The organism is Pectobacterium colocasium (genome assembly GCF_020181655.1).
Classification (GTDB): domain Bacteria; phylum Pseudomonadota; class Gammaproteobacteria; order Enterobacterales; family Enterobacteriaceae; genus Pectobacterium; species Pectobacterium colocasium.
Genome location: NZ_CP084032.1, coordinates 2,171,946 through 2,186,330, shown reverse-complemented (window position 1 = coordinate 2,186,330; position 14,385 = coordinate 2,171,946). Strand labels below are relative to the sequence as shown.

At 52.0% G+C, this 14,385-nt stretch carries 9 protein-coding genes; 1 reads left to right on the top strand and 8 read right to left on the bottom strand.

Annotated features, from left to right (window positions below):
- Positions 1-307 precede the first annotated feature (307 nt).
- The 5 genes from pqiC to rlmKL form a co-directional block, all read right to left on the bottom strand.
- Positions 308-874 carry a membrane integrity-associated transporter subunit PqiC gene (gene pqiC / locus LCF41_RS09820; RefSeq protein WP_225087882.1) on the bottom strand — a complete coding sequence of 189 codons (567 nt, stop codon included), beginning with the start codon at positions 872-874 and terminating at the stop codon, positions 308-310.
- Positions 874-2,514 carry an intermembrane transport protein PqiB gene (gene pqiB / locus LCF41_RS09815; RefSeq protein WP_225087881.1) on the bottom strand — a complete coding sequence of 547 codons (1,641 nt, stop codon included), beginning with the start codon at positions 2,512-2,514 and terminating at the stop codon, positions 874-876. The genes pqiC and pqiB overlap by 1 nt, the downstream gene beginning before the upstream one ends.
- On the bottom strand, positions 2,501-3,808 hold the full coding sequence (gene pqiA / locus LCF41_RS09810; RefSeq protein WP_225087880.1) for a membrane integrity-associated transporter subunit PqiA: 1,308 nt from the start codon (positions 3,806-3,808) through the stop codon (positions 2,501-2,503). The genes pqiB and pqiA overlap by 14 nt, the downstream gene beginning before the upstream one ends.
- Positions 3,809-4,112: 304 nt before the next feature.
- Positions 4,113-6,041 (bottom strand): ABC transporter ATP-binding protein, encoded by a 1,929-nt coding sequence (locus LCF41_RS09805; protein WP_225087879.1) that lies wholly within the window; start codon positions 6,039-6,041, stop codon positions 4,113-4,115.
- Positions 6,042-6,044: 3 nt separating this feature from the next.
- Positions 6,045-8,162 carry a bifunctional 23S rRNA (guanine(2069)-N(7))-methyltransferase RlmK/23S rRNA (guanine(2445)-N(2))-methyltransferase RlmL gene (rlmKL, locus tag LCF41_RS09800; RefSeq protein ID WP_225087878.1) on the bottom strand — a complete coding sequence of 706 codons (2,118 nt, stop codon included), beginning with the start codon at positions 8,160-8,162 and terminating at the stop codon, positions 6,045-6,047.
- A gap of 109 nt (positions 8,163-8,271) precedes the next feature.
- Between rlmKL and LCF41_RS09795 the strand changes: the two genes are divergently transcribed.
- The gene (locus LCF41_RS09795) at positions 8,272-9,375 is read left to right on the top strand and encodes a YcbX family protein (protein WP_225087877.1); all 1,104 of its coding nucleotides are present in this window, start codon (positions 8,272-8,274) and stop codon (positions 9,373-9,375) included.
- Between the two features lie 94 nt (positions 9,376-9,469).
- On the opposite strand, the gene LCF41_RS09790 is transcribed toward LCF41_RS09795, so the two are convergent.
- The 3 genes from LCF41_RS09790 to pepN all read right to left on the bottom strand — a co-directional run bounded on the left by LCF41_RS09790 (position 9,470) and on the right by pepN (position 14,253).
- The gene (locus LCF41_RS09790; protein WP_225087876.1) at positions 9,470-10,057 is read right to left on the bottom strand and encodes a cell division protein ZapC; all 588 of its coding nucleotides are present in this window, start codon (positions 10,055-10,057) and stop codon (positions 9,470-9,472) included.
- Positions 10,058-10,258: 201 nt separating this feature from the next.
- On the bottom strand, positions 10,259-11,269 hold the full coding sequence (pyrD, locus tag LCF41_RS09785; RefSeq protein WP_225087875.1) for a quinone-dependent dihydroorotate dehydrogenase: 1,011 nt from the start codon (positions 11,267-11,269) through the stop codon (positions 10,259-10,261).
- Between the two features lie 368 nt (positions 11,270-11,637).
- The gene (gene pepN, locus LCF41_RS09780) at positions 11,638-14,253 is read right to left on the bottom strand and encodes an aminopeptidase N (protein ID WP_225087874.1); all 2,616 of its coding nucleotides are present in this window, start codon (positions 14,251-14,253) and stop codon (positions 11,638-11,640) included.
- Positions 14,254-14,385: the final 132 nt, after the last annotated feature.

The following is a 14,385-nucleotide window of genomic DNA, read 5'->3' as shown; positions in this document are numbered from 1 at the left end:
TCATTATTTATCTGGTGGAAAGAAAACAATGATTACTTTATAAGCAACCACAGACTATCAATACCGATTCTGTCGCCAAAGGTCAAGGCGCAAAATTCACGCCAGTGTCATATTTGTGATCCAAAATAGGAATTTTCCTCACTCAACAGTAGAAAATCGTAACTAATTGAAAATAATAAAAAACCTCTAAAAACGTAATGCAATCACAGCATTACATCTTTAGAGGCCTGCTTTTTTAGAAACGCCGCTGTTTCAAATTATGATCGGACGATACCGAGCACCTGCAACGATTATTGCCAAGTAACAGCTAGTTCAGCGTCGCGGCCTGCTGGGCAACCGACTGAGAAACCTGCTGCCAACCTTGCGCCAACGTTCTGACCAGCGCGTCATAACCGTCTTCCGTTTGTGGCAGCACGACGCTAAAGGGGCGCTTAACCACTTTCCCCTGATAGGTCAGCATCCACTCTCCACGCACGATGACATTGCCATCATAACGACCGTGAAAGCCCGTAACCGCAACGTTCAGCACTGCCTGATCGCTTCCCTGCGGCTGTGTGGTCACGACCCAACCGGGCAGTTTATGCCCCAGGTTCGTCACCAGTGCCTGCTGTAATTGCTGATCCAGAGGGCTGGCCCACAGGTTGTTGCTGGCAATGACATACTGCACATCGTTAGTCTGGTAGACCAAGCCTGCATTGACGAGATAGTCCGCCACGCTGACATGTTCAACCCAAAGCGGGTGTCCCTGAGTCACCGCAGCCTGCGTCGTGTTGGTATCTGCTATTGTCGGTAGCTGATAATACGTTTTCTGGGTATTGCTACTGCTGCACGCGCTCAATACCAGCGCCAAAGCCAGTGTCCATGCTTTCATCATTATTTTGCCCTCTTCGGCTGAGGATCCTGACTACCCGAGGCTTCAAACACCAACGCGTTACTTTTCTCATTCAGGGTGCGTAGCACAGGCTGTAGCTCCCGTAACACCTGATCCAAGCGCTGCATATCCGCCACCATCTTGTTATACGCCGGCGAGCCGGGTTGGAAGCCTTTCATACTGCGATTCAGTTCAAGCAGCGTTTTTTGCATGTCTTCAGGCAGATCCTGCATCGCTTTGCTGGACGTCAGCTTGTTTAACGTCGCCAGCGTTTTCTGCATTTCACGCAGCGTGGCCTGACTTTCCGTCAGTGTCTTCGTCGCTTCATTGACCATCGGATTCAGCGGTAGGTTGTTCACCTTATCTAACACCGCCATAAGCTTCTGCTGAATCTGCGACAGGCCGCCGTCAATGGTCGACAGAACCGGGTAGCCATCCATAACGAACAGCGGTTTATCCCCTTTCTCTTTTGGATAAAAATCGAGATCGATATAGAGCGCTCCCGTGAGGAGGTTAGCCGACTTCATCGAGGCGCGTAGCCCCAGCGATTGCGCCTGCTTCAGATGCTGTTCAAAGTCGAAAGAGCCACCAATCTTCTTCTCGAAGCGATCAGGTTCAATACGAATCAGTACCGGAATACGATAATCATCATCCAGATCCTGCTTCATATTTTTTGGGAAAAATGGCGCTTCGGCAACCGTGCCCAGACGAATACCACGAAATTCAACCGGCGCGCCCGCCTGTAGACCACGAATCGATTCGCTGAAGAACAGCAGATACTCTTTATATTCGGTGTATAGCGAGTCCTGAATGCTGCGCTGGCTATCAAACAGTCGATACTGCGCCATGGTCTGGGCTGCATCGCCCAGTTCCCATCCAGCAGGCACGTCAAAACTGACGCCCCCGCTGAACAACGTGGTCAGCGAGCCCATTTCGACACGCATTCCCTGTGCCGACATATCAAACGCGACGCCGCTGTCTTTCCAGAAACGAACATTGGTCGTGACCAGACCGTCATACGGTGCAGAGATAAACAGCTGATAGCGCATCTTACGCGCTTTCGGATCAAATGCGCTGGTTTCCACCGACCCCACCCGATAGCCGCGGAACAGAACCGGATCGCCCGCATTCAATTGCCCGGATTGTTCACTGTCCAGTATCACCCTGATGCCTTTCGCATCCGGCGAGGCCAGCGGCGGAGCATCCAGCAGGGTAAACTCGCGTTTATCTTCCTGATGGACTCCGGGCTGCAACTCGATATAAGCGCCGGATAACAGAGTCCCTAAACCGGAAACCCCTTCGCTACCAATTTTCGGTTTCACCACCCAGAAAGCAGAGTCCTGCTTTAACAGTTTCTCCATGCCGTCATTCAGACGAGCTTTAATCTGTACCCGATGAAGATCGTCGCTCAGCACCACGCTTTCAACCACCCCAACATCTACGCTACGGCTCTTGATCGCGGTTTTGCCCGCTTCAATGCCTTCAGCGTTGCTGGTAATCAACGTAATTTGCGGCCCCTGATGACTGAAATGGTAAAACAGTATCCAGGCGCCGATCAGCACCGTGACAATCGGCACAATCCAGACCGGCGACCAGCGTTTAATCGTTTCTACATCCGCAACGGCATGATTATTTTTCGCCAACGGCAGGCTCCTTATGAAGAACATCATTGCGACGATCCCACAACAGACGGGGATCAAACATCATCGCGGCAAACATGGTCAAAATGACCACGGCCGCAAACAACACCGCCCCAACGGCGGGATAAATACTCATCAGTCGACCAATCCGCACCATCGCAGACAGGACGGCAATCACGAACACATCAATCATCGACCAGCGTCCGACAAACTCAACCATCTCATAGATGACATGCATCCGCTCGCTGTCCTCCGTGTTTTTGGTTTTGCCGTTGGCCTGCCAACAAAGCCAACCTAGCGCCAACATTTTTAGCGATGGAACCATGACGCTAGCGACAAAAATGACCATTGCAACGGGGTAAGACCCCATCCCCCACAGTAGGATGACGCCCGACATGATCGTCGATCCCATGCGATCGCCGAAGGCTTCGGTCACCATAATCGGCATCAGATTAGAGGGGATATACAACATCACAGATGTGATCAGCAGAGCCAGTGTCCATTGCAGGCTATGCTTCTTACGAGCATGTCCACGTGAGTGGCAGCGCGGGCAAGTTAACTGGTTGGCTGGCAGGATAGCGGTGCAGCATGAGCACGAACGCAGCCCTTGTGACAGCCCACTTTCCCCCAAGACAGGGGGCGCAGGCAAGGAAGGAGGCGGCACGATGTCATTCCATAACCAGCGACGGTCGAGACTTTGGAAAGCCAGCAGTTGCAATACACAGAACAGGACAAAAGGCATAAAACTGGTGCCGATACCGATATCGCCATAGGACATCAGTTTAACAAAACTGACCAGCACGCCAGCCAGAAAAATCTCCGCCATACCCCAGCTCTTAAGATGGAATAGCATCTTGCCCATGCTTTTTTTCAACGCCAGCGGCAGCGAGGCATGCAAGCAAAGCAGAATAAGGGTCGCCATACTTAAGGCCGGAACCAGTTGCACAAATAGCATAAACAGCGTCGCGACGCTGGCATAATTTTCTGCCACCATCACTTTAGGAATCTGTATCAGGGTAATTTCGCTAGTGATGCCCGCCACGCGCATAGAAACGAAGGGAAAGAGGTTTGCCAGCAATAGCATGAATAGCGCGCTCAGCGCGTAGCCAACCGGCCGTTTGCGCGGTTCCGTCTGTCTGCTGGTTAGCGCCGTTTTACAACGCGGACAGGTCGCCTTCTGACCGTGCAAAAGTTCAGGCAACTCCACCAGCAGGTCACACTGCGGGCAAAGCATATAGTCATCATGATGAGGATCGTGTTGAAGATGACAGTCATGCCGATCGTGATGGGAACACATACATCCTCTCCTTCAAAACTCGTCAGCTTCTGACTGAAAGCATCGTCACCAATGCCATAAGTGCACAGGTAAAGTACATCGTGCGGTGATAATGGGTAGATCGTAAAGACGCTGTAAATACGTCCCTGTACGCTCGGATTGCGCAGATATGAATCTCATCCCTGAGATTCACCCTTTTAGGGCCGTCGCTAGCGACGTTCAAAAACGTTCCTGACGTTTTTGTCCCTGGCGCAAACGCTTTACTCTTCTATCCCATTATCACCGTTCTCGTTCGAGAAATAAGCTTGCCAGAAATCTGAATGAATTAGCCGTTTTTCTGTGCTTCCAGCTCTTCCCAACGTTCGAAACAGGTTTCCAACGCGCTTTCCGCTTCCGCCAGCGCGTTTAAGACTTGCTGTGTCTCTTCACGTGGACGGCTAAAGAAACCCGCATCATTCATCTGCGCCTGTAGCGACGCAATGTCCTGCTCCAGTTGCTCAAGGCGCTGTGGCAACTGCTCTAATTCGCGCTGCTGGTTATAACTTAATTTTCCCGTGCTTCGTTTAGCGGACGGTGCGGTGCTCGTTGCCGTCGTGCTTGCCGCTGGCGTTGGCGCTGCTGCCGTTCGCAGTGGCGTTGCTGTGGCACGCTGCTGCTGTGCATCGTAATACCCGCCGACAAAACGAGAAATCTTGCCTTCACCTTCAAAGATCCAGCATTCGGTCACCGAGTTATCAACAAACTGACGATCGTGGCTGACCAGCAAAACGGTTCCCTGATAGCTTTCGATCAACTCTTCCAGCAGTTCCAGCGTTTCCACGTCCAGATCGTTGGTTGGTTCATCAAGAATCAACAGGTTGCTGGGCTTGAGGAACAAACGCGCCAGCAGCAGGCGGTTACGTTCCCCACCCGACAACGCTTTTACCGGCGTCATCGCGCGTTTCGGATGGAACAGGAAGTCCTGTAAATAGCCCAATACATGACGTGAGCGGCCGTTGACCATCACTTCTTGTTTGCCTTCCGCCAGGTTGTCCATCACCGTACGTTCTGGATCGAGTTCGGCACGGTGCTGATCGAAATAGGCCACTTCCAGCTTCGTGCCACAGTGCACGCGTCCACTGACCGGTTCCAGGTCACCCAGCATCAATTTTAGCAGCGTGGTTTTACCGCAGCCATTCGGCCCCACCAACGCAATTTTGTCGCCGCGCTGTACCTGAGCGGAGAAATGGCGCGTCAGGACTTTCTTATCCCCCTGCGCACCCTGATCGACATGATAGTTCACGTCTTCCAGCTCAAACACAATCTTGCCAGAGCGGGCGGCCTCTTCAACCTGCATTTTCGCCGAGCCCATCACTTCGCGGCGCTGTGCGCGTTCCTGACGCATGGCCTTCAGCGCACGCACACGGCCTTCGTTACGGGTACGGCGGGCCTTGATGCCCTGACGGATCCACACTTCTTCCTGCGCTAGCTTGCGATCGAATTCCGCATTTTGCAGATCCTCCACCCGAAGCGCTTCTTCTTTTCCTTCCAGATACTTATCGTAGTTACCCGGCCAGGAAACCAGCTTGCCGCGATCGAGATCGACAATACGAGTCGCCATATTGCGAATAAACGAGCGGTCATGGGAGATGAAGATAATGCTGCCCTGGAACGTTTTCAGGAAAGTTTCCAGCCAGTCAATCGTCTCAATATCCAGATGGTTAGTCGGTTCATCTAACAACAGTACACGCGGCGAACTCACCAGCGCTCTGCCGAGTGCGGCTTTACGCAGCCAGCCGCCGGAAAGTGACGCCAGCGGCGCATCAGCGGACAGGCCAAGCTGTTCCAGCACTTCGTGAATGCGACTTTCCAATTGCCACAAACCCTGATGCTCCAGAACGTCCTGTAACTTAGCCAGTTGATTCAGGTTCTTTTCGCTCGGGTCGCTTTCTACCAAACGCAGCATGGCGTGATAATTTTTCAGGTAGTCAGCCTGTGCAGCGACCCCTTCGGCGACAAAATCAAAGACGCTGCCCGCGACATCACGGGGAGGATCCTGTTGTAAACGTGCAACAATCAGATCCTGTTCATAGGTAATGCGGCCATCATCCAGCGGAATCTCTTTGGCCAGAATTTTCAGCAGGGTTGATTTGCCCGCACCGTTGCGCCCAACCAGACAAACGCGCTCATTCTCTTCGATATGGAGTTCGGTGTTATCCAACAGCGGTGCATCGCTGAACGACAGCCACGCACCTGAAACACTGATTAAAGACATCGGTTACTTTTCCTCACCGGCGTGCGTCAGCAGCCAGCAGTTATGAATTTGACGATTACGGGCAAAATCCTGTGACTGGGTCTGCGCGGTGATTTCTTTCGCGCTCAGCCCCAGCGCGGCCAAACCAGCGCTATCCATCTGGAAGCCACGTTTATTATTCGAGAACATGATGGTGCCGCCACGACGCAGCAGACGTTTGAGATCCTTCATCAGCGCCAGATGATCGCGCTGGACATCAAACGATTCTTCCATCCGTTTTGAGTTAGAAAAGGTCGGCGGGTCGATGAAGATCACATCAAACTGTTCATTCGCATTATGCAACCATGACAGGCAATCCGCCTGAATCAGGCGGTGCTGACGTCCGGTCAGGCCATTCACCCGCAGGTTTTTCTCCGCCCATTCCAGATAGGTACGTGACATATCGACAGTGGTCGTTGAACGTGCGCCGCCCAATCCGGCGTGTACGCTCGCCGTGCCGGTGTAGGCAAACAGATTGAGAAAATCTTTGCCACGGCTCATCTCACCCAGCATTTTACGGGCGATACGGTGATCGAGGAACAAACCGGTATCGAGGTAATCGGTCAGGTTGACCCACAGCTTGGCGCCAAACTCTTCCATCAGCAGGAAGTCGCCTTTCTGCGCCAGCTTCTCATACTGGTTTTTGCCTTTCTGACGTTCACGCGTTTTCAGCACCAAACGGTTTGACGGCAATTCCAGCACGCTCAGCGTCGCGTTAATAACATCAAACAGGCGCTGACGGGCTTTTTGCGCATCAACGGTTTTCGGTGGCGCGTACTCTTGTACAACCACCCAACTGCCATAGCGGTCAACCGCCACATTATATTCAGGCAAATCGGCATCATAGAGGCGATAGCATTCAATACCCTGCTGACCCGCCCATTTCTCCAGCTTACGCAGGTTCTTACGCAGGCGGTTGGCAAAATCTTCCGCGATTTGCCCTGCGGATGCACTTTGCGTTTCTGCCAGTTGATAATTTTTCTGTACGCAGTCTAACGGGCCATTTTTCGCCTTGAATTGGCGTTCAGCACGCAGTTGCAGACAGCTCAACAGCTCCGGCGACGCACTGAACAGCGAGAGCTGCCAGCCGCCAAAATCACTTTTCATTTTACGACCAAGCATATTATGCAGGGCAATCAGTGCGGGTTCACTTTCCAGACGCTCACCGTAAGGCGGGTTACTGATGACCGTACCTTTAGGGCCTTCCGGCAACGGGTTATGGAGCTGTGCCGCATCTTTTACACCGAAAGAAATCAGTTCAGCTACGCCTGCACGACGTGCATTGGCCTTAGCGATATCAATCACCCGGCGGTCATTATCCGATCCGAAGAAGCGTGAGGTCGTTGCCTGCAAGCCTTGACGGGCGCGCACTTGTGCTTCCGCCGTCACCTCGCGCCAGAGTTCGGCGTCGTGTTTTAACCAGGCGTTAAATCCCCAGTGCGTACGGTGTAAACCGGGTGCACGATCGGCAGCTATCATCGCCGCTTCGATCAGCAACGTCCCGGAACCACACATCGGGTCGACCAACGGCGTGCCGTTTTGCCAGCCGGAACGTAACACAATCGCCGCAGCCAGATTTTCTTTCAGCGGTGCCAGCCCCGCGAGATCGCGGTAGCCACGTTGATGCAACCCTTCGCCGCTTAAATCCAGCGAGACACTCGCTGTATCACGCTGTAAAAAGACGTTAATACGAATATCCGGCTGCTGCTTTGCCACATCGGGCCGCTGTCCGGTTTTGCGCGTAAAGCTATCCACAATCGCATCTTTGACTTTTAACGCGCCGTACTGGCTGTTGCGGATATCTTCATTGGTGCCGGTAAAATGGACGGCAAAGGTTTTATCGATGCTGAAAACCGCTGACCAGTCAATCGCCTGCACGCCCAGATACAAATCCAGGTCGCTGTGTACCTTGAATTCATTCAGCGGTAGCAGAATGCGCGACGCCAGACGGCTCCACAGCAGGCTCTGGTACATCAGGCGGTTATCACCCTCAAAATGGACACCACCCTGCACCACTGTACAGGACTGCGCACCCAATGATTCGAGTTCGCTTTTTAATAACTCTTCCAGTCCCCGCGCCGTGCTGGCAAACAAAGCATTCATGTCGTCACTATCACCAAAAATAGATTCATAAAAGAAATTGAGGCGCATTATAGCTAATCCGAGACGCTTGTCATAAAGTTGCCGTTTTACTTTGGCGAGGAACAGGTCAGTGATTGGCGTAACGCGGCTTTATATTCATCCGGTAAAATCAATGCGAGGGCTACAACTGTCCCACGCGATGGCATCTGTCAGCGGGTTGGCGAACGATCGTGCCTTTATGATTACCGAACTTGATGGAACCTTTATTACCGCTCGCCAGTATCCACAAATGGTGTTGTTTACACCGGCGCTGCTGCCGGACGGGCTGTTTATTGCCGCGCCGGATGGCCAAACCGCCACCATACGTTTTGCCGACTTCACCGCAGCACCGCAGCCGACAGAGGTGTGGGGAACGCACTTTACGGCACTCGTCGCTCCTGATTCCATCAATGTCTGGTTAAGCCACTATTTTCAGCGCGCCGTCCAACTGCGCTGGGTGGGCAATGAACCGTCGAGACGGGTTAAGCATTATCCAGAAGTGCCTTTGGCATTTGCTGACGGCTATCCGTTTCTGTTAATCAATGACGCCTCATTTCAGGCGTTACGCCAGCGTTGCCCCGCCGGCATTAAAATCGAGCAATTTCGCCCCAATCTGGTGGTGACAGGCGCGGACGCCTTTGCCGAAGATAGCTGGAAGACTATTCGTATTGGCGAGGTTATTTTTGACGTCGTCAAACCCTGTAGCCGCTGTATTTTCACCACCGTCAGCATCGAACGTGGCCGTAAGCACCCATCAGGAGAACCGCTGGCAACGCTGCAATCGTTCCGCACTGCGGAAAACGGCGACGTTGATTTTGGACAAAATCTGGTCGCCAGAAATACGGGCATCATTCGCGTAGGTGACACGCTGGAAGTCTTAGCCACCAAACCGCCACGTCCTTACGGTTCAGGTCAGGTGGTCGAAAGCCTTGCGGTTCCCGAAAAAAGTGAACAGGCTGTCACCCTTCACTATCAGGGAAAAATATTACAAGGGAACAATCAGCAGATTTTGCTGGAGCAGTTGGAGCAACAGGGCATTCGCGTCCCCTATTCTTGCCGGGCAGGACTATGCGGGTGCTGTAAATTGACGTTAGTCAGCGGGGAGGTTTCCGCACTGAAGCAAAGCGCTATCAAAGGAAACGGCGAAATTCTTAGCTGTAGCTGTATTCCGCAGAGTGACCTTCATTTGCAATAGAAAAGCATCTGTACTGCAATAACCTCTGTACTGTAATAACCAAAGACAAGCCAACGCACATGCAGCGTGAAGTATGACGGGTATAGCCGAGGGTTTAGACGACCTTGGCGTACTCAAATGCCGACGTGCCTTCACCCAATGTGGTTTCCCACTCAACGCTATTCTGCACAGCGGCAGGCATTAATCTGTCGTGCATGATTTTTATGGCATCACCCAACCCCATCGCCTTCCCATTTAATGACAGTTGTTCTTGCGCCAGCAAGCAGAGACAGGCTTTATCTCCTGCTTCCGCCACCAGAAAACAGGCCGTTTCATGGGTCTCAGTGAGCTGTACCTGCACAATATCCCCCGCCTGCGGCGAATGGGTCACAGCATCCGGCTGTTGGATGAAGTGCCAGCTTTTCGGCATTAACGGTTTGAGGAATCGGGTCGCCACCAGCGCGTTCAAGACTAATTCGCCTTGAAGGTCGCGGTGCAACGCCGCTCTCTGGCATTTGTCGTTATAAGTAAAAAATAACGCGGCGTCGTCAACGCAGAAAGCACATTCATTGAAAGCATCCGGCGTTAACATTTTAGAGGGAAAACGAGAACGGAATAACATGCCGTTAGCCAGATCCAACATCAGGCGATCGTGTTCGGTATCAAAATACCAGCGCCAGTTATCGTCAGGTTTTAACTTCATATTATTTACCCTTCGTCTTCACAGTAGAAATATCAGAAATGGCTGATTGTGTTTTCTTACACTTCATTAAGTGTTCATCGACATAAACGTCGCGGTAAGAAAATCAGACATCGGTTGATAGATTATTTACGCAAACGGATAAAATATAGACTAGCTGGGGGGATAAATAAACCCCCAGCTAAAAATGAAAGGAATGTCGGATTAAATATGTGTAACGATATCTTTAATCAGACGAGGACCGTGGAAAATAAAGCCAGAATATATCTGTACCAGCGATGCACCAGCCGCCATTTTTTCACGTGCGGCGACCAAAGAATCAATTCCGCCAACGCCAATAATCGGTAAACGTCCGGCTAATTCCTGTGACAAACGGCGGATAATTTCCGTGCTGCTGGTCTGCAATGGACGACCGCTTAATCCCCCGGTCTGCCCACAGTGGTTTAATCCCTGAATCAGTTTTCTATCAAGCGTGGTATTCGTGGCAATCACCCCGTCGATGTTATGCCGAACCAGACTATCGGCAATTTGGATCAATTCTTCTTCAGAAAGATCCGGCGCGATCTTTACCGCCACGGGGACATATTTCTGATGTCTCTCTTTTAATTCCGCCTGCTTGTTCTTTATCGCCAGCAAAAGATCGTCCAGCGCTTCACCATATTGCAGGCTGCGTAACCCCGGCGTATTGGGTGACGAAATATTGATCGCGATATAGCCAGCGTGGGGATAAACCTTATCCATGCAGATCAAATAATCGTCTTTACCTTGCTCAACCGGCGTATCTTTATTCTTGCCGATGTTGATCCCTAATACACCGCCAAAGCGCGTTTGCTTTACATTCTCAACCAGATAATCCACGCCTTTATTATTGAAACCCATCCGGTTAATCAACCCTTCCGCTTCCACTACGCGGAATAATCTCGGCTTATCATTACCAGATTGTGGGCGCGGCGTTACCGTCCCTACTTCAATAAAACCAAACCCCATTGCGCCTAATGCATCAATACATTCGCCGTCTTTATCTAATCCCGCCGCCAGACCAAGTGGGTTTTTAAAAGATAATCCCATGCAGGTAACCGGCTTAGTCGGAACAGACTGACGGACGAGAAATTCAAAAGGCGTGTTGGTAATACGGCGTAATTGTTGGAAGGTCAGCTCATGTGCACGCTCTGGATCGAGCTGAAACAGGGCTTTTTTGATAACGGGATAGAACATATTGTCTCCTGAGATCCCTATCGCAAAGGTATCTTGCCTACGCTGAAAGTAAGCAATAGTGGATTAGCGCTTGATAATAACGTTACGTCACGCTGTGGTAAGGGATAGATCGTAAAGACGCTGCAAGTACATCCCTGTAAGCTCGAGCCGCGCCATCCCTGGCGCGGACGCTTTACTCTTCTATCCCCTACCACCGTTATCATTCCGCAAAAAATAATCGTCACAATCTAAGATTATGAATTCACGGTCGGTGATGGTAGTGCCATCTCTGCGGAAAGTAAAACGTTTGCGGAAGTGAGAAATGGCATAAGAGAGAATGCCACACCCGGCAGGATACCGCGTGTGGCTGTGCTAATAGCGTGGCAGGATTAGTCTTGCAGTGCCTTGCTGATCTTCTCGAACAAATCACCGGACAGATTTTCCAACGTCTTCAGTTGCTCCAGCGCCTGACGCATTTGCGCCTGACGTTTAGCATCATAGCGTTTCAGGCGGATCAACGGTTCGATCACCCGAGCCGCGACCTGCGGATTGCGGGTGTTCAGATCGCTCAGAATCTCCGTCAGGAAGCGATAACCACTGCCGTCTTCAGCATGGAAAGCCGACGGATTAGCGGCCGCAAACGCCCCTACCAGCGAACGAAGACGGTTAGGGTTATTCAGGCTAAATGAACGGTGTTGCAGCAACTCACGCACGCGGGTCAGCACATCGGCGGCCGGGCTAGTGGCTTGCAGCACAAACCATTTATCCATAACCAAACCATCCTGATGCCAGCGGTTGTCAAACTGCGTCAGCAATTCATCACGCACTGGCAACTGTGCCTCAACCGCCGCCGACAGCGCGGCCAGCGAATCAGTCATGTTATCCGCCTGACGGAACTGCGCCTGCACCAGTTTATTCGCCTGCGCTTCATCGCTAAATGCCAGATAATGCAGGCAGACGTTGCGCAGCGCACGTTTACCCATATCCGCGTGCTCGATGCGATACTGTGGTGCCTGATTGGCGTGATACACCGCCAGCCACTCATCCGCCATCTCTTTCGCTATTGTGCGCGTCATGCTCTCACGTACAGCGGCGATCGCCGTCGGATCGATGACGTCAAACAGCTCGGCAATCTCATTTTCGCTTGGTAATGTCAGAATCTGAGAGGCCAGCATCGGATCCAGTTTTTCATCCAGCAGTACGCCACGGAAAGCATCGACGACATGCATCGGCACGGAAAGCGGCTGCTTCTGCTGATAACGGGAAACGTTCAGACGGATATAGTTAGCCAACAGGCTCTGTGCTGCATCCCACCGTGAGAACGCATTGCTCGCATGACGCATCAGGAACGTCAGCTGTTCATCGCTCCAGGCATAGTTCAGTTTTACTGGCGCAGAAAACTCACGTAATAAAGAAGGAATCGGACGGCAAGGCACCTGATCGAAAATGAACGTTTGCTCGGATTCGGTGACATTAAGCACCGACGCCAGCAGTTGGCCGTCTTTCTGTAACGGAATCACCTGCCCTTGCGGATCGTACAGTTCGATATCCAGCGGAATGTGCAGCGGCAGTTTGGCTTGTTTATCGGCACCAACGGGCGTCATTTGGCTCACGCTCAGCAGATATTGTTGCGTCTGCGGATCGTAGTCATCACGCACGGTCAGCACCGGCGTACCTGACTGGCTGTACCAACGGCGGAACTGCGTGAGATCGACACCGGAGGCGTCTTCCATTGCCTGCACAAAGTCATCACAGGTTGCCGCACTGCCGTCATGACGCTCAAAATACAGACGAATACCTGCCTGGAAACCGTCTTCACCTAATAAGGTGTGCATCATGCGGATCACTTCCGATCCCTTTTCATAGACCGTCAGCGTGTAGAAGTTATTCATCTCGATCACCTGATCGGGACGAATCGGATGCGACATCGGGCTGGCATCTTCGGCAAACTGCGCGCCGCGCATGACACGCACATTATCAATACGATTCACCGGACGCGATCCCAGATCGGAACTGAACTCCTGATCGCGGAACACCGTCAGCCCTTCTTTCAGGCTAAGCTGGAACCAGTCGCGGCAGGTCACGCGGTTACCCGTCCAGTTGTGGAAATATTCATGGCCGATCACCGCTTCAATGTTCAGATAATCTTTATCCGTCGCAGTTTCTGCCTTGGCCAGCACGTATTTAGAGTTGAATACGTTCAGCCCTTTATTTTCCATCGCCCCCATGTTGAAGAAATCAACAGCAACGATCATATAAATGTCGAGATCGTATTCCAGGCCAAAGCGCTCTTCGTCCCACTTCATCGCATTCTTCAACGAAGTCATCGCCCAGCCGGCACGATCGAGATTGCCACGGTCAACGTACAGCTCCAACGCCACATCACGGCCAGAACGTGTCGTGAAACGATCCTGAAGGACATCAAAATCGCCGGCAACCAGCGCGAACAGGTAGGCCGGTTTCGGGAATGGATCCTGCCACTCAATCCAATGGCGGCCGCCTTCCAGCTCCCCTTGCGCCATGCGGTTGCCGTTAGAGAGTAAATAAGGATAGCGTGCTTTATCCGCCGTAATGCGCGTAGTGAATTTTGCCAGCACATCCGGCCGGTCAAGATAGTAGGTAATATGACGGAAACCTTCGGCCTCACACTGCGTACACAGGGCTTCACCGGATTGATATAGCCCTTCCAGCGCGCTATTGGCGATGGGATTGATTTCCGTTTCGATGCTGAGCGTAAAACGCGCAGGGAGTTGCGTCAGGATCAGGCCATCGTCCTGCTGCTGATAATGTGTCCACGGCTGCCCATCAACGCTCAGCCCGATCAGAACCAGCCCTTCCCCATCCAGCTTCAACGGCGCGCCAGCCTCCCCTTGCAACACCACCTGACTCACGGCTTTTACGCGCGTTTTCTCGGCATGGAGATCGAAATCCAGTGCAATATCGGTAATGGTATAATCCGGCGCACGGTAGTCATGGCGATATTTTATTTGCGGCTGTTGATTCATATAAAGTTTCCACCTCGTCATAAGCATCAAAGATCAAGTCTAAGCCTGTTATCTTAATGTTACCACGACAAAATAATGAGGATAATCATCGTACCGTGGTTCGCGCCCGCACGTCTCGCTATGTTGTCGTAA